This is a genomic window from Kitasatospora sp. NPDC048298 (assembly GCF_043201465.1).
Classification (GTDB): Bacteria; Actinomycetota; Actinomycetes; order Streptomycetales; family Streptomycetaceae; genus Kitasatospora.
The window spans coordinates 158,246-173,261 of sequence record NZ_JBICYZ010000012.1 but is presented as its reverse complement, the minus strand read 5'-3'; the positions used below and the strand labels follow the sequence as shown (position 1 = coordinate 173,261).

Annotated in this window: 14 protein-coding genes; 9 read left to right on the top strand and 5 right to left on the bottom strand. The window is 74.6% G+C overall.

Annotation, left to right across the window (positions count from 1 at the left end; translation table 11 throughout):
* Window positions 1–167 precede the first annotated feature (167 nt).
* Window positions 168–854 (top strand): class F sortase, encoded by a 687-nt coding sequence (locus tag ACGF0D_RS13005; protein ID WP_392876229.1) that lies wholly within the window; start codon window positions 168–170, stop codon window positions 852–854.
* A 117-nt stretch (window positions 855–971) separates the two neighbouring features.
* Here ACGF0D_RS13005 and ACGF0D_RS13000 read toward each other — a convergent pair whose 3' ends face one another.
* The 3 genes from ACGF0D_RS13000 to ACGF0D_RS12990 all read right to left on the bottom strand — a co-directional run bounded on the left by ACGF0D_RS13000 (window position 972) and on the right by ACGF0D_RS12990 (window position 4,917).
* Window positions 972–2,006 (bottom strand): methyltransferase, encoded by a 1,035-nt coding sequence (locus tag ACGF0D_RS13000; protein WP_392876232.1) that lies wholly within the window; start codon window positions 2,004–2,006, stop codon window positions 972–974.
* Window positions 2,007–2,068: 62 nt separating this feature from the next.
* The gene (locus ACGF0D_RS12995) at window positions 2,069–3,151 is read right to left on the bottom strand and encodes a nitrous oxide reductase family maturation protein NosD (protein WP_392915481.1); all 1,083 of its coding nucleotides are present in this window, start codon (window positions 3,149–3,151) and stop codon (window positions 2,069–2,071) included.
* A gap of 404 nt (window positions 3,152–3,555) precedes the next feature.
* Window positions 3,556–4,917: a cytochrome P450 gene (locus tag ACGF0D_RS12990; protein ID WP_392915478.1), complete on the bottom strand. Its 1,362-nt coding sequence runs from the start codon at window positions 4,915–4,917 to the stop codon at window positions 3,556–3,558.
* 198 nt (window positions 4,918–5,115) lie between these two features.
* On the opposite strand from ACGF0D_RS12990, the gene ACGF0D_RS12985 reads away from it, so the two are divergent.
* The gene (locus ACGF0D_RS12985; RefSeq protein WP_392915475.1) at window positions 5,116–6,066 is read left to right on the top strand and encodes a deoxyribonuclease IV; all 951 of its coding nucleotides are present in this window, start codon (window positions 5,116–5,118) and stop codon (window positions 6,064–6,066) included.
* A 103-nt stretch (window positions 6,067–6,169) separates the two neighbouring features.
* Here the strand turns inward: ACGF0D_RS12985 and ACGF0D_RS12980 are convergent, their stop codons facing one another.
* Window positions 6,170–6,385, bottom strand: a complete 216-nt coding sequence (locus tag ACGF0D_RS12980; protein WP_392876242.1) for a hypothetical protein — start codon at window positions 6,383–6,385, stop codon at window positions 6,170–6,172.
* 433 nt (window positions 6,386–6,818) lie between these two features.
* Here ACGF0D_RS12980 and ACGF0D_RS12975 point away from each other — a divergent pair, with 433 nt between their 5' ends.
* The gene (locus tag ACGF0D_RS12975) at window positions 6,819–8,219 is read left to right on the top strand and encodes an amino acid permease (RefSeq protein ID WP_392915473.1); all 1,401 of its coding nucleotides are present in this window, start codon (window positions 6,819–6,821) and stop codon (window positions 8,217–8,219) included.
* Between the two features lie 199 nt (window positions 8,220–8,418).
* On the top strand, window positions 8,419–9,066 hold the full coding sequence (locus tag ACGF0D_RS12970; RefSeq protein WP_392915471.1) for an HNH endonuclease family protein: 648 nt from the start codon (window positions 8,419–8,421) through the stop codon (window positions 9,064–9,066).
* A gap of 134 nt (window positions 9,067–9,200) precedes the next feature.
* Here ACGF0D_RS12970 and ACGF0D_RS12965 read toward each other — a convergent pair whose 3' ends face one another.
* Window positions 9,201–10,094, bottom strand: coding sequence for an SDR family NAD(P)-dependent oxidoreductase (locus ACGF0D_RS12965; protein WP_392915469.1), 894 nt, complete (start codon window positions 10,092–10,094; stop codon window positions 9,201–9,203).
* Between the two features lie 80 nt (window positions 10,095–10,174).
* On the opposite strand from ACGF0D_RS12965, the gene ACGF0D_RS12960 reads away from it, so the two are divergent.
* The 5 genes from ACGF0D_RS12960 (at window position 10,175) to ACGF0D_RS12940 (ending at window position 14,648) form a co-directional block, all read left to right on the top strand.
* Window positions 10,175–10,840 carry a TetR family transcriptional regulator gene (locus ACGF0D_RS12960; protein ID WP_392915467.1) on the top strand — a complete coding sequence of 222 codons (666 nt, stop codon included), beginning with the start codon at window positions 10,175–10,177 and terminating at the stop codon, window positions 10,838–10,840.
* A 160-nt stretch (window positions 10,841–11,000) separates the two neighbouring features.
* Window positions 11,001–11,189 carry a YegP family protein gene (locus tag ACGF0D_RS12955; RefSeq protein ID WP_392915465.1) on the top strand — a complete coding sequence of 63 codons (189 nt, stop codon included), beginning with the start codon at window positions 11,001–11,003 and terminating at the stop codon, window positions 11,187–11,189.
* 111 nt (window positions 11,190–11,300) lie between these two features.
* Window positions 11,301–12,518 carry a glycosyltransferase family 4 protein gene (locus tag ACGF0D_RS12950; RefSeq protein ID WP_392915463.1) on the top strand — a complete coding sequence of 406 codons (1,218 nt, stop codon included), beginning with the start codon at window positions 11,301–11,303 and terminating at the stop codon, window positions 12,516–12,518.
* On the top strand, window positions 12,515–13,789 hold the full coding sequence (locus ACGF0D_RS12945; RefSeq protein ID WP_392876261.1) for a glycosyltransferase: 1,275 nt from the start codon (window positions 12,515–12,517) through the stop codon (window positions 13,787–13,789). The genes ACGF0D_RS12950 and ACGF0D_RS12945 overlap by 4 nt, the downstream gene beginning before the upstream one ends.
* Window positions 13,764–14,648, top strand: a complete 885-nt coding sequence (locus tag ACGF0D_RS12940) for an SGNH/GDSL hydrolase family protein (protein ID WP_392915460.1) — start codon at window positions 13,764–13,766, stop codon at window positions 14,646–14,648. Before ACGF0D_RS12945 ends, ACGF0D_RS12940 begins: the two co-directional genes overlap by 26 nt.
* Window positions 14,649–15,016 lie beyond the last annotated feature (368 nt).

Here is a 15,016-nt window from a genome sequence, read left to right as displayed (position 1 = left end):
GGGGGGGGGGGGGGGGGGCGCGGTCCCCCCGCCCCCCCCCCCCCGCGCCGGGGGGGCCGCCCCCCCCCCCCCCGCGGGGGGGCGCCCCCCGCGGGCCCCCCCCCCCCCGGGGGGGGGCCCCCGGGTGGCGGCGGGCCGTTGCGGAACCGGTCGATCGGAGGACAGGAATGACGGGCGCTCCCGCCTCTGGAATGCCCCGGCTGCTGCGCGCGGGAATGGGCGCGGCGGTGGTCGGGCTACTGCTGATCTACAACTCGGTGGACACCGGGTCGAACGCCGGCGCGCAGGACGGCCGGCCCGCTCCCCCGGCGGCCGGCGCGCCGGCCGTCCCCGGGCCTTCCGGCGCCGCCTCCACGGCCCCGAGCGCGACGTCACAGGCGCCGGTGCTCAAGCGCGCCAAGCCGACCCGGCTGCGGATCCCGCAGATCGCCGTGAACGCGCCGTTCACCGAACTGGCCCTCAACCCGGCCGGCCAGCTGGACGCGCCGCCGCCGAACGACAAGAACCTGGTCGGCTGGTACCGGGACGGCGTCAGCCCGGGCGAGCGCGGCAGCGCGGTCGTCGCAGGGCACGTGGACACCTCCAAGGGCCCGGCGGTGTTCCTGCTGCTGAACTTCCTGCTGCCGGGCAACAAGATCGAGGTGAGTCGCGCGGACGGGACGGTCGCGGTGTTCTCGGTGGACTCCGTGGAGACCTTCGCCAAGAACAACTTCCCCGACGCCAAGGTGTACGGCAAGACCCCCGACGCCCAGCTCCGGCTGATCACCTGCGGCGGCACGTACGACAAGAAGCGGCGGGACTACCTGGACAACGTCGTGGTCTTCGCCCACCTGGAGTCCTCGCACCCCGGGTGACCCGGCCGGCCGCGCGTGCACGACCGCCGGCCCCCGGCCCCCGGGGGGATCCAGGGGCCGGGGGCCGGCGGTCGTGTGGCCGTACGCGCGTAGGGGCGTACGGGCCGGGGCGGCGGTTCAGCCGTTCACGACGGCCTCGAAGGCGTGCAGGTAGGGGTTGACCGGGCAGACCCCGGTGACCGTCAGTCCGGCCTCGGCCATCAGCCCGACCATGCTCTCCTCGGAGTGCTTGGCACCGCCCACGTTGAGCATCAGCATCAGGTCCATGGCAGTGGTGAAGCGCATCGACGGGCTGTTGTCGACCAGGTTCTCCACGACCACGACGCGGGCGCCGGAACCGGCCGCCTTCACCACGTTGGAGAGGGTGCGGCGGGTGCTGTCGTCATCCCACTCCAGGATGTTCTTGATGATGTAGAGGTCGGCGTGGACCGGGATCTCCACCCGGCAGTCGCCGGGGACCAACCGGGCCCGGGCGGAGAAGACGCCGCCGTCCTGAAGCCGGGGATCGGCGCCGGCCACCACCTTGGGCAGGTCGAGCAGGGTGCCGTGCAGCGCCGGGTGCTTCTCCAGCAGGCTGGCCAGCACGTGACCCTGGCCGCCGCCGATGTCCGCCACCGAGTCGATGCCGGTGAGGTCCAGGTACTCGGCGAAGTCCTCGGCGGACTGCCGGCTGGAGGTGGTCATCGCCTTGTCGAAGACCTTTGCCGAGTCGCCCGCGTCGCTGTGCAGGTACTCGAAGAACTCCTTGCCGAACAGGTCGGGGAAGACGTTGCGGCCGGAGCGGACCGCCTCGTCCAGCTTCGGCCAGGCCTCCCACGTCCACGGCTCGGTGCACCAGAGGGAGATGTAGCGCAGCGAGTTGGGGGCGTCCTCGCGCAGCAGCCGGGACATCTCGGTGTGCTCGAAGCGGTCGTCGCCGCTCTCCGCGAAGATGCCGTAGCAGGCGAGCGCGCGCATCAGACGGCGCAGCTGGCGGGGCTCGGTGTCGAGGGCGACGCCGAGGTCGGTGACGCTGGTCGGGGTGTCGCCGAGCACGTCGGCGACACCGAGGCGGGCGGCCGCGCGGACGGCCGCGGCGCAGGCGGCGCCGAAGACGAGCTCGCGCAGGCGCATCGCGGCCTGGGAGGTGGTGTGGGCGGGTGCGGTGGTCATGGCTGGGTTTCCTCGGGTCCTTGGGAGTTCCTGGGCGGCTGGCGGCGAGGGGGTGCCGGGGCTCAGCAGCGGCCGTCCGGCTCGGAGCGTTCACAGGTGTTGTGGGCGAAGGTGTTGTCCTCACCGGAGTCGCGGTCGGCGAGGTCGGCCGGGCCGTTCCCGCTCAGCGTGTTGCCGGTGATCACGGCGCGGGCGTTGGAGACGCCGACGACGCTCCTGAAGAGGACGATGCCGCCGGAGAAGTCCGAGGTGCCCGTGTTGTCGAGGACCTCGTTGTCGGTCACCCGGACGTCCTCCGTGCCGGTGAGCACGATGCCGGCGCCCTGGATGGCGCCCAGGCGCGGGTTGGCCGGGCAGAACTCGTTGTTGGCGACGACGCTGTTGCGCCGGACGTCGAGGTCCCCGGCGCGGGGCACGCCCTCGTCGCCGACCACGAAGACGCCGGCGCAGTTGCCGCTGATCTCGTTGTCCTGGACGGCCAGCCCGCGCAGCCGGCGGACGGTGACGCCGACCCGGTTGCCGGTCAGCTCGTTGCCCTCGACCACGGTGCCGCCGGTGTCGGGCGAACCGCCCTCGCGATAGGCGTAGTTGGCGAGGAAGACGCCGGACTGGCCGTTGTCCGTCGAGCGGTTGTCGCGGATGGCGGCCCGGGTGGACATCTCCTGGCTGATGCCCTGCTGGGCGTTGTCGTGGACGTAGGTGCGGCTGACGGTCAGACCGGTGGTGCCGCTGGCGTCGATGCCGTTCTTGCGGAAGCCGGTGACGGCGAGGCTGTCGATGGTGACGTCGGGCAGCGGCTGCTCCTCGGTGCCGACCACGCAGATGCCGTGCCCGGCGGTGGCGCAGGCGTTCTCGGTGCCGTCCCCGGGGGTGATCACGGTGTCGGCGCCGGAGCCGAGCAGGGTGAGGCCGGGGGTGGTGATGCGGACGCTGCCGTGGAAGGTGCCGGGGAGCACCTTGACGGTGTCGCCGGGGCGGGCGGCGTCGACGGCCTGCTGAATCGATTCTCCGGGGTGGACGAAGCGCATCGGGAGGCCGCTGTCGGCGTGGGCCGCGGGGGCGGCGGCCAGCGTGGTGAGGACGGTGGTCAGGGCGGTGGCGGCGGCGGTGGCCGCGGCGAGGTGGTGGACCCGTCGCGTGGGCATGAGTGGTGACCTGGTTTCTTTCGGCGCGTTTCTTGCGGCGCGCGCGGTGTTCGTGCGGGTGTGTCGCGGTCTCCCGCACGGTCCGGCGGTGTGGGCTGACGCGCTGTGCGCGGGCGGGGACGGCCGGTGGGTGCAGCCGGTGTCGACGGTATGGGCGGCCGGGTGGGCCCGCCACCAGGGCTGGGCTGCGGGGCTGACCGGGCGTCGACCGGAGGTGGGACGGCCCGGCGTGGCGCGGGGGCGGGCGCGCCGGGCGTGGCGTGCGACGGGGGTGGGCGGCGGGAGGTGCCTTGCGGCGGGCCTTGGGGTGGGCCTTGGGTGGGGGCGGATGTGGCGACGCGCCCGACCGCGGGCGGCGGTGGGGCGCGTCGGGTGCGTCGGGTGCGTCGGGTATGTCGCGTGTGTCAGGTCGCGGCCTGCGGCCCGAGGCGGACGGGCAGCGCGGCGAGGTGCCAGGCAGCCGGGTTCGGTCCGCGCTCGACGGCATCCGGCCCGACGGCGAGCGCCAGCTCCGGGTACGTTTGCAGCAGCGTGCCGAAGGCGACGACCGCCTCCTGGTGCGCCAGCACCGCGCCCAGGCAGCGGTGGGTGCCGTGGCCGAAGCCCAGGTGTGCCTCGTGGTGCCCGGCGCGGTCCGGCCCGCCCGCCCGGCAGACGTCCAGGCGCTCCGGCTCGGCGTAGGCCCGCGGGTCGTGGTTGGCCCCCGCCAGGATCGGCATCACCGCCTCGCCCTTGCGGACCGGGGTGCCCGCCAGGGTGAGGTCCTGCGTCGCGTAGCGCGGCACCCCGCCGATCGTCGGGCCGCACCAGCGCATCAGCTCGTCGACGGCGGCGGGCAGCAGGCCCGGGTCGGCCCGGACCAGCTCCAGCTGTTCCGGGTGGGCGAGCAGCGCGGCCGTGCCGTTGCCGATCAGGGTGGCGGTGGTCTCGTGGCCGGCCACGATCAGGTTGAGGATCAGCGAGACGGTCTCCACCGGGGCGAGGGTGTCGCCCTCGGCGGCGGCCAGCCGGGAGACCAGGCCGTCGGCCGGCTCGGCCCGGCGGCGCTCGACCAGCTCCCGGGCGGCGGCCACCATGGCGCGCAGCGCCTCGTCCAGGCCGGGCCCGGCGCCCCGGCCGAGGTAGGAGCTCCAGCGGCGCCACTGCGGGCGGTCCGCCTCGGGGATGCCGAGCAGCTCGCAGATCACCGCGACGGGCAGCGGGTAGGCGAAGTGCGCGACCAGGTCGACCACGCCGTCCGGGCCGGCGTGTTCGGGCAGCGCCCGGGCGTACTCCTCGGCGAGCCGTTCGATCCTGGGCCGCAGCCGCTCCACGGCGCCGGCCGTGAAGGCGGGGTGCACCAGGCCGCGCATCCGGCGGTGCCGGGCGCCGTCGGCACCGAAGACCCCGGCGCGCAGGTACTTCGCGCACTCGGGCGGCATGCCGCGGGCGCGCCAGACCTGCTCGGTGAGGTGCGCGGGGACGGGTGCGGCGACGTCGTCGGGCGCCGGGCCGTCGGGCGCCGGGCCGTCGGGGGCGGGGCCGTCGGGCAGCAGGTCGTCGGGGGCGGCGCCGTCGACGGCGTTCACGTCGTTGACGAAGCGCGGGTCGGACAGCACGGTGCGGACGTCCTGGTAGCGGACGGCGATCCAGAACGGTTCCACGCCGGGGATGGTGGCGCGGGCGAGCGGGGCGCGCTCGCGCAGGTCGGCGAAGGCGGCGAAGGGGTCGCGGATCAGGTGGTCGGCGCGCAGGTCGACGGTCTCGGCCGGCTCGGCGGTGGTCACGGCTGCCTCCTCAGGAGTCGTGAGGTCCTTCTGGTCACGGATCGTGACGGAGCCAGGGAACACGGTTTCCGGTTTCCGGGCCGAATTCACTCGATCGGGGAAAGCGGATCGTTTCTCCGGTCGCCGGGAGCCCGGCCTCCGGGCCCCTGACCTGGCCCGCCCGACGACCGCGTCCGGGCGCGTGACATGCTCGGGGCCATGACCACCGTGCCCGTGCCGCCCGTACCCTCCGTCGCCGCCCTCCGCAACCCGATCGGCGCCCACGTCCCGGTGGCCGGTCGCGGGCTGGCGGGCACCGGCCTGGCGTACGCGGACCGGGTCGGCGCGGAGACGGTGCAGGTGTTCGTGGCCAACCCGCGCGGCTGGGCCACTCCCCCGGGCAACCCGGCCCAGGACGAGGAGTTCCGCACCGCCTGCGCCGAACAGGGCGTCCCGGCCTGGGTGCACGCCCCGTACCTGATCAACTTCGGCTCGGACAACCCGGCCACCCGGGAGCGCTCGGCCGACTCCCTGTGGCACTCGCTGCGCCGCGGCCACGCCATCGGCGCGCTCGGCGTCGTCCTGCACACCGGCTCGGCGGTCGGCACCGCGCCCGGCGGCGGCTCGCGCCGGGCCGAGGCGATGGCGCAGGTCCGGGCGGACGTCCGGCCGCTGCTGGAGGAGCTGGACAAGCTCGGCGAGGACGCGCCCTGGCTGCTGCTGGAGCCGACGGCGGGCCAGGGCAGCTCGCTCTGCTCGCGGCTGGAGGAGCTGGCCGAGTACGTGGAGGCGCTGGACCACCACCCGAAGGTGGGAGTTTGCCTGGACACCTGCCACGCCTTCGCCGCCGGGCACGACCTGGCGAAGCCGGGCGGGGTGACGGCCGCGCTGGACGCCCTGGCCGCCGCGGCCGGGCCCGGCCGGCTGCGGCTGATCCACGCCAACGACTCCGAGGACGTCGTCGGCGCCCGCAAGGACCGGCACGCCAACATCGGGGCCGGGATGATCGGCGCCGAGCCGTTCCGCGAGCTGTTCGAGCACCCGGAGACGGCCGGGGTGCCGCTGGTGGTGGAGACCCCGGACCGCAAGCACGGCGGGGACGGCACCGGGCACGCGATGGACATCGCGGTGCTGAAGGAGCTGCGGGACCGGGCGGCGGTCCGCGTCTGAGACCGCGTGGCCGGACAGCCACCGCCCGGCCGCAGGGCCGCGGCCGGACAGCCGTGAGCCCGGAGGCCGACGGACGGCCTCCGGGCTCGGGGAGCCGAGGAGATCAGCAGCCGCAGTCGCTCTCGCCGTGCTCGGCGAAGTTGAACCAGGTGGCGTGCGGACCGAACAGGCCGACGCCCGCGGTGCCGGACTCCAGGCTCTGTCCCTCCGACTGCGTCGGAGCGAAGCCCCCCGCCATGGCCGAGGTCGGGACCGCCACCACGGCACCGGCCACGGCGACGATCACGGCGAGCTTGCGGATCTTCCCACGAAGCGACATCTGATGTCCTTTTGGTTCGTCTCTGGTCCTCGGACCCGTGCCCCCGACCGGCCGGACCGGCCGCCCGACGGGCCGGGCGACGCCCCACCGGGGAGGCGCCGGGCCCACGTTTGCACACGAACCCGCACCTCCGGGCACGCGCCGCAACCGGGCTGAGGCATTCGGGTGAGGCAACTCCCCCGGCCGGGCGAATCCGGGCGCACACCGGACGAATCCGGGCGTACATCCGTGAATCCGGTCGAACAGCCTGCCGGAGGGCGCCGGACGAGTGCCCGTCCGGGCGCCCCGTGACCGCAAGTCTTGCGGTGACGGACCGGGCGAACTGAACAAATCCCGGCGATTTGGCGCACGGTCCAGCCTCATCCGAGCATGAAAAGTCGCTCCATGGCGCTCCACCGGGAGCGAGCAGGACCACGAAAGGCGCACCACCCTCATGCAGACCAGTCCCGCCGCACCCCCGCAGGCGGCTCGACCGAGCGTTCCGGAGACCCCGGGGCCGGTCGGCTCCGCGCCCCCGGGCCCGACGCCCGAGAAGAACAGCCGCCGCTTCGGGCTGACGACCGCCACCGCCCTGGTGATGGGCAACATCATCGGCGGCGGCATCTTCATGATCCCGGCCGCCGTGGCCCCGTTCGGGACGGTCAGCCTGCTCGCCTTCGCGGTGCTCACCGTCGGCGCGATCGCACTGGCGCTGGTCTTCGGGCAGCTGGCCCGCCGCAGTCCGCGCACCGGCGGACCGTACGTCTACGCCCGCGAGGCCTTCGGGGACTTCGCCGGCTTCCTGTCCGCCTGGTCGTACTGGATCACCACCTGGGTCAGCAACGCCGCGCTGGCCGTGGCCGCCGTCGGGTACCTGGACGTGCTGCTGCCGCTCCACCACTCCATCCCGCTGGAGATCACCGCCGCGCTGGCCTTCCAGTGGCTGCCGGCGCTGGCCAACCTGGCCGGCACCCGTTACGTCGGGGCGGTCCAACTCGTCTCCACCGTGCTGAAGTTCATCCCGCTGGTGCTGGTCTCGATCGGCGGCCTGTTCTTCTTCGACCCGAAGAACCTCGGCCCCTTCGACGCCACCGGCCACGGCTGGGCGGGCGGCATGTCCGCCGCCGCGGCGATCCTGCTCTTCAGCTACCTGGGCGTGGAGTCGGCCGCGATGAGCGCCGGCCAGGTCCGTGACCCGGAGCGCAACGTCGGCCGGGCCAGCGTGCTCGGCACCACCGGTGCGGCGGTGGTGTACCTGCTCGGCACGGTTGCGGTGTTCGGCACCGTCGCGCACGAGCAACTCGTCCACTCCAGCGCGCCGTTCTCGGACGCCGTGGACGCCATGTTCGGCGGCACCTGGGGCGGCACGGTGATCGCGATCGCCGCGCTGGTGTCGATGGCCGGGGCCCTGAACGGCTGGACCCTGCTCTCCGCCCAGGCCCCGTACGCGGCCGCCAAGGACGGCCTGTTCCCCGCCGCCTTCGGCAAGGAGCGGCGCGGGGTGCCGACCTTCGGTGTGGTGGTCGGCGTCTCCCTGGCCTCGGCGCTGACCGTGATCAACTTCGCCAGCGGCGCGAAGGGCGCCTTCGAGATCCTGGTGCTGGTCACCACCTTCACCGCCACCGTGCCGTACCTGCTCTCCACCGCCGCCCAGCTGTACTGGCTGGTGCGCGGGGCCGGCGAGCGGGTCGACCGCGGACGGCTGGCGCGGGACGCCGTCCTCGGCCTGGGCGCCTTCGGCTTCTCGCTCTGGCTCGTCGCCGGAGCCGGCTACGCCGCCGTCTACCAGGGTGTCCTGTTCCTCTTCGCGGGCGTCCTGGTCTACGTCTGGATGGCGGCCCGCCGCCGCGACTGAACGCCCGGCCGCACCTTGGCAGCGGCCGGAAAACCGGACACATCAACATGAACCACCGTGACGCGCACCGGACTTGTCCGGTGCGCGTCCAATATCCACGAGGATTTCACTTCCCCGATCTACCCGCGTAGGTGACGGGATCGCCACACTGGCGCACGCAATTCAGCAGTTCATCCGATCTGATGATGGAGCGTCCGCCATGGCCCCCACCGCACCCGCGCGCCGGTTCCTGTCCGCCATATCGGCTGCCGCCGCCCTCGCCGCCGTGACCGTGGTCACGGCCGGCACCCCCGCCCAGGCCGCCCTGCCGACCCCGATCTCCGCCGCCACCGCCCGCAGCTACCTCGCCGCGATGCCCGCCACCGCGGAAACCCACGGGAACACCTACGACCGCACGCTGTTCCCGACCTGGATCACCATCAGCGGCACCTGCGACACCCGCGAGTGGGTCGTCAAGCGGGACGGCAGCAACGTCGCCACCGACACCTCCTGCAAGTCCACCAGCGGCAACTGGTCCTCGCCGTACGACGGCGCGACCACCACCAACGCCTCCTCCTTCGACGTCGACCACCTGGTGCCGCTCTCCGAGGCCTGGGCCTCCGGCGCCTGGTCCTGGACCACCGCGCAGCGCCAGGCCTTCGCCAACGACGTCACCCGCCCCCAGCTGCTGCTGGTCTCCGCCAGCAGCAACCGCTCCAAGGGCGACCGCGACCCGGCCGAGTGGCTCCCCCAGGCCTCCTACCGCTGCACCTACGCCCGCGCCTGGGTGCAGGTGAAGCAGTACTACGGCCTCAGCGTGGACAGCGCCGAGAAGACCGCGCTCACCGGCATCCTCAACAACTGCTGAACCCGGCAACCACCGCGGCCCGGCGCTCACCCCGCGCCGGGCCGCGGTGCCGTGCGCGCCGGGCCGGTCGACCGGTTCGCGGGGCAGCCGGCCTCGGGCCGGTCGACCATCGGGCCGGTCGACCGTCGGGCCGGTCAGTCGGTCGAGTCCGGCGGGAAGGCGACCGGGTAGGCCTCGGCGAAGTCGGCCGAGCGGGCCACCTCGCGCCACCTGGTGTCCTCCGCCAGGAGCTGCCGGTCCATGGCGATCGAGCCCTCGGCCGCGTTGACCCCGAGCGGCAGGTGGTGCGGGACGTCGCGGCGCTTGGCCACCCGCACCAGGATCTCGGCGGCGCGCACCGGGTCACCCGCGGCGCCGGCGCCGCCCTGCCGCATCCGCCGGTTCATGGCGCCGACCGTCTCCTCGTAGGCCTCCGGGACGTCGTGGACGACCATCGAGGAGCCGGCCCAGTCGGTACGGAAGCCGCTGGGTTCGACCACCAGCACCCGCACGCCGAACGGCGCGGTCTCGGTGCGCAGCACCCGGCTGAACCCGTCGATGGCGAACTTCGCGGCCTGGTACGAGGCGATGCCCGGCGAGCCGCCGACCCGCCCGCCCATCGAGGAGAACTGCACGACCAGCCCGCCCTTCTGCTCGCGCAGCAGCGGGAGCGCGGCCTTGGTGACGTGGTAGACGCCCCAGAAGTTGGTCTCGAACTGGGCGCGGAAGTCCGCGTCCTCGGTGGTCTCGATCGGCGAGACGTTGGCGTAGCCGGCGTTGTTCACCAGCACGTCGATCCGGCCGAAGGCGGCCCGCGCCTCGGCGATGGCCGCGCGGGCCGCCGCCGGGTCGGTGACGTCCAGCGCGATCGGGTGGATTCGGTCGCCGAACTCCTCGACGAGGTCGGCGAGTTGCTCGGGCTTGCGGGCGGTCGCCGCCACCCGGTCGCCGGCTTCCAGCGCGGCGCGGACGAGGGCGCGGCCGAAGCCGCGCGAGCTGCCGGTGATGAACCACATCTGTTCCGTGCCCTGCTCGGTGTTCTGCTCCATGCCGCTAGTAAAACACCGTTGCGTTATTAGTGCAACGGCGTTGCGGTATTACGGCAACGGCGTTGCCCTACCATGGGCGAGTGGATGACGCATCGGAGTTCCAGCGGGCGCGCTCGCCCGAGGCCAAGCGCCGGCGCGAGGCCGCGATCCTGGCGGCGGCGCGGTCGCTCGGCCGCGAGCAGGGCATCAGGGACATCACCCTGACCGACATCGCCGCGGCCGTCGGGATGCACAAGTCGGCGCTGCTGCGGTACTTCGAGACCCGCGAGGAGATCTTCCTGCGGCTGACCGCCGAAGGCTGGGCCGAGTGGTCGGACGCCCTCACCGCACGGCTGCGGGAGACCACGGAACCCGGCCCGGCCGCCGTGGCCGGGGCGTTCGCCTCCACCCTCGCAGCCCGCGGGATGTTCTGCGACCTGCTCGCCCACGCACCGCTCAACCTCGAACGCAACGTCTCGCTCGACGCCGTACGCGACTTCAAGCTCGCCACGCTCGCCGCCCGCGTGCCGATCAGCGCGGCCGTCCGAGCCCAGCTGCCCGCCCTGGACGAGCAGGACGTCGTCGACCTGGTCGCCACCGCCGTCTCGCTGGCCGGGGCCATGTGGCAGATCGCGAACCCGGGCGGCGAGGTCGCCGCCCTCTACCGCTCCGACCCCCGACTGGCCCACGCCGTCATCGAGGTCGAACCCCGGCTCACCCGCATCCTGACCGCCACCGTCACCGGGCTGGCCACCGGACGGACTTGAGCGCGGCCCGCCCCGTCCGACCGCTCCGTCCGCCCGGGCCGGCACCCGTTCCGGGCCGCCACCGCGTGCACTCGGATGGATCATCTGACGTGCCGCGCAAGGGATTTGACCCTACGGTGCGGTGCCAGGGGGTTATCCGAGCGGAAGGCTGATTCTGAACATGGCTGGCAAATTCGAACTGTTCGTGGACGAGGGCGGCATGCACCGGTTCCGGCTCAAGGCGAGCAACGGGGCGATCGTGGTGACCGGCGACCCGCAGGAGAGCAAGGACGACTGCCTCAGGAGCATCGAGTCGATCCGCAAGCTCGCGCCGTACGCGGAACTCAAGGAGACCGCCGGATCGGTGTGACGGGCCGGGCTTCCGAGGACGCGGGTCCGTGGTGCAAATCGCCGACCCGCGTTCGCCTCCACGACAGATCCCTTTGGCCGGGTGCACGCCGGACCCGGACAGAACATCGGCATGCGCGTCGTCATCGTCACCGAATCCTTCCCGCCCGAGGTCAACGGAGTCGCCCACAGCGTGCTGCGGACGGCCGAGCACCTGGTCCGCCGGGGCCACCAGCCCCTCGTCGTCACCCCCGCCCCGGCACGGGGCGCCGAATGCCCGCCGGAGACCTTCGGCGGGCACTCGGCCGGGGAGATTCCCGTGGTGCGCATCCCGTCGGTGCCGCTGCCGGGGTACCCGCAGGTGCGGATCGCGCTGCCCAGCCGGCAGCTGGCGGCCGCCGTCGCCGGGCACCGGCCCGACATCGTCCACCTGGCCAGCCCCTTCGTGCTCGGCGCGCGCGGGATGCAGGTCGCGGCACGGCTCGGGGTGCCCGCCGTGGCCGTCTACCAGACCGACCTGGCCGGGTACGCCCACGCCTACCGGGCCGGGCGGGGCCTCGGCGAGGCCGCCGCCTGGCGGCGGATCCGGGCCGTGCACCGCGCCGCGGCCCGCACCCTGGCACCCTCCACCCCCGCCGCCCAGGACCTCACCGCGCACGGCGTGCCGCGGGTGCAGCTGTGGCCGCGCGGAGTGGACTCGGCGCGGTTCCACCCCCGGCACCGGGACGAGGCGCTGCACCGGGCGCTGGCACCGGGCGGGGAGGTGCTCGTCGGGTACGTCGGACGGCTGGCGCGGGAGAAGCGGGTCGACCTGCTGGCCGCCGCCTCGGCGCTGCCCGGCGTCCGGGTCGTGGTCGTCGGGGACGGCCCCTCCGCGCCCGGCCTGAAGGCCTCGATGCCGGGCGCCGTGTTCCTCGGCCGCCGGACCGGTGACGAGCTGGCGCGCTGCTTCGCGACCCTCGACGTCTTCGTGCACACCGGCCCGCTGGAGACCTTCTGCCAGACCATCCAGGAGGCGATGGCCAGCGGCGTGCCGGTGATCGGCCCCGCGGCGGGCGGCCCGCTGGACCTCGTCGCCCACCACCGCACCGGCCTGCTGGTGCCGCCCCGGGACGGCACGGCGGTGGCCCGGGCGGTCGCCGAGCTGGCCGCCGACCCGGCGCGGCGGGCCGCGTACGGGCAGGCCGGGCGGGCCGAGGTGACCGCCCGCACCTGGGAGGCGGTCGGAGACCTGCTGCTGCGGCACTACGCCGAGGTGCTGGCGGAGCACCGCGGGCTGCCACTGCCGGCGGCCGCCGCCGCGCCGGCTGAGCCGGTGGCGCCCGTCCTGCCGGAGGAGCTGCCGGCATGACCTCCGGATCCGACGGCGAGACGCCGACCGCTCCCGACGGTGCGACGCCGGCGGTCGGCCGGGCGTCGGAGGTCGGCGCGGCGCCGAGCGCGGGCGAGGCCCTGACGATCGTCCGGCTCGCCAACTTCGTCACCCCGGTCTCCGGTGGCCTGCGCACCGCGCTGCGCCACCTGGGTGCCGGGTACCGGGCAGCCGGGCACCGCCCCGTACTGATCGTCCCCGGGGAGCGGCGCTCCGAGGAGGAGACCGAGCAGGGCGTGGTGGTCACCCTGCCCGGCCCGGTGCTGCCGGCCAGCGGCGGCTACCGGCTGCTCACCGACCGGCGGGCGGTGGCCGCCGAGCTGACCAGGTTCTCCCCCGACCGGCTGGAGGTGTCGGACCGCACCACGCTGCGCTGGACCGGCGCCTGGGCGCGGCGGCACGGGGTGCGCTCGGTGATGGTCTCGCACGAGAGCGCCGCCGGGGTGCTGCGCACCTGGGGCCTGCCCGGCCCGCTGGCGGACGCCGCGGCCGACCGGCTCAACGCGGCCACCGCCCGCGCCTACGACTCGGTGCTCTGCACCACCGACTGGGCGGCGGCGGAGTTCCGGCGACTGGGCACCCCGAACCTGGTCCGGGCCCCGCTGGGAGTGGACCTGGACGCGCTGCGACCACCGACGCCGGCCGCACGGGCGGCCGAGCGGGCACGGTACGCCGCGCCGGACGAGACCCTGCTGGTGCTCTGCTCGCGACTCTCGGCGGAGAAGCGGCCCGAACGGGCGATCGACGCCCTGGCCGCCCTGCGGGCCGGACGGCGGCCCGCCGTCCTGGTGGTGGCCGGCACCGGCCCGCTGCGGGAGCGCCTGGCGGACCGGGCCGCCCGGCTACGGCTGCCGGTGCGCTTCCTCGGACACCTCGGCGGACGCGCGGAGCTGGCCCGGCTGCTGGGCTGCGCGGATGTGGTGCTCGCCCCCGGGCCGGTGGAGACCTTCGGGCTGGCCGCGATGGAAGCGCTGGCCTGCGGGACCCCGGTGGCGGTCAGCCGCTCCTCCGCGCTGCCCGGCCTGGTCGGGCTCGCCGGGGTGGCGGCCGTCGACACCGGCAGTGGATTCGCCTCCGCGGTACGGCAGTTGCTGGACCGGCCGGAGGAACTGCGGCGGTCCGCCGCCCGGGCGCAGGCCGAGCGGTACGGCTGGCCGGCGGCGGTGGCGGCGTTCCTGGCGGCGCACGGCGTACGCGACGACGAAGCGGTGGACGGGGGTCGGGATGAGCATGCTGGAAGCCGGGCGTGACCGGACGGCGCGGGAGCGCCCCGCGGCGGGCGAGCTGTTGCGCTTCGTCGCACTCGGGGACTCGCTCACGGAGGGGGTCGGCGACCAGGTCGGCGAGGGCTGGCGCGGCTGGGCCGCCGTCCTGGCCGACTCGCTGGCACCCGAGGGGCGGAGCGTCGAGTTCACCAACCTGGCGTACAGCGGGGCGCTCACCACTGAACTGACGACACGTCAACTACCGGAGGCGATCGCGCAGCGGCCCCAGCTCGCGGCGGTGGTGGTCGGCGGCAACGACACCCTGCGCACCGGCTTCGACATCCGGCGCGCCACCCTGGAACTGGACGCCACGATGGGTGAACTCTCCGGCCACGGCGCCAGGTTGCTGACCGCCTGCCTCCCCGACCCGGGCAGCCTGCTCCGGCTCCCCGCGCCGCTCGCCCGCCCGCTGGCACGCCGGATGCGGGCGGTCAACACCGTGGTGCACGCCCTCACCGAACGCCATCGGGCGGTGCACCTGCACATCGCCGAACTGCCCTGGCTGGCGGAACGACGGCTGCTGAGCGTGGACCGCCTGCACCCCAGCGCCGAGGGCCACCACCTGATCGCCCGACGGTTCCACGACCTGCTCACCGAGACCGGCCACCCCCTCGGCCCACCCCCGGCCGCCGCACCCGCCGAACCCCCACCGACCCTGGCCGCCGACCTCTGGTGGATGGCCACCCGGGGCACCCGCTGGCTCGCCGCCCGCAGCACCGACCTCCTGCCGGGCCTCCTCGCCCTCGCGGCCACCGAAGGCGCCGCCCGCCTGCGCGGCGGAAGCGGGCGACACGACGAGCAGATGGCCCGGGCGGCGGCACAGGCGCTCGCCTCCCTGGGGTGAGGGGCGCGGCAGGGGCAGAAACTCACCGGCCCCACGGCCCCCACCACTTCGGCGGCAGCGGATCCGCCGGCGCCGACGTCGGCTGGTCGGGGTGCAGCCCGAGCCGCCGAAGAGCATCGGCGCGGAAGCGAACCGCGACCGTGCCGTGCCAGTGCCCGTCCGGGCCCACGCCGCACATCAGGTCGCACCTGACCTCCTCGCCGGCGAACGGGTACCAGTCGATCCCCCGGTCCCGCAGTCAAACCGCCGTCAGTCGGCCGGGCCGCGGGGAGCCGGCGACGTTCTGGTAGCAGAAAAGGGTCACCCATTCGAAAGCCTGATCGCCCATGCCGGCATGATGCCTCATCGCGGCAGCCCGCTGCTCGGGT

Bases quoted from the DNA above. Each gene is read 5' to 3' on its own strand.
- ACGF0D_RS12975 (WP_392915473.1), top strand. From the start codon at position 6,819: ATGCAGACCAGTCCCGCCGCACCCCCGCAGGCGGCTCGACCGAGCGTT.
- ACGF0D_RS12950 (WP_392915463.1), top strand. From the start codon at position 11,301: ATGCGCGTCGTCATCGTCACCGAATCCTTCCCGCCCGAGGTCAACGGA.
- ACGF0D_RS12970 (WP_392915471.1), top strand. From the start codon at position 8,419: ATGGCCCCCACCGCACCCGCGCGCCGGTTCCTGTCCGCCATATCGGCT.
- ACGF0D_RS12995 (WP_392915481.1), bottom strand. From the start codon at position 3,151: ATGCCCACGCGACGGGTCCACCACCTCGCCGCGGCCACCGCCGCCGCC.
- ACGF0D_RS12945 (WP_392876261.1), top strand. From the start codon at position 12,515: ATGACCTCCGGATCCGACGGCGAGACGCCGACCGCTCCCGACGGTGCG.
- ACGF0D_RS12940 (WP_392915460.1), top strand. From the start codon at position 13,764: ATGAGCATGCTGGAAGCCGGGCGTGACCGGACGGCGCGGGAGCGCCCC.
- ACGF0D_RS12985 (WP_392915475.1), top strand. From the start codon at position 5,116: ATGACCACCGTGCCCGTGCCGCCCGTACCCTCCGTCGCCGCCCTCCGC.
- ACGF0D_RS13005 (WP_392876229.1), top strand. From the start codon at position 168: ATGACGGGCGCTCCCGCCTCTGGAATGCCCCGGCTGCTGCGCGCGGGA.
- ACGF0D_RS13000 (WP_392876232.1), bottom strand. From the start codon at position 2,006: ATGACCACCGCACCCGCCCACACCACCTCCCAGGCCGCGATGCGCCTG.
- ACGF0D_RS12955 (WP_392915465.1), top strand. From the start codon at position 11,001: ATGGCTGGCAAATTCGAACTGTTCGTGGACGAGGGCGGCATGCACCGG.
- ACGF0D_RS12965 (WP_392915469.1), bottom strand. From the start codon at position 10,094: ATGGAGCAGAACACCGAGCAGGGCACGGAACAGATGTGGTTCATCACC.
- ACGF0D_RS12980 (WP_392876242.1), bottom strand. From the start codon at position 6,385: ATGTCGCTTCGTGGGAAGATCCGCAAGCTCGCCGTGATCGTCGCCGTG.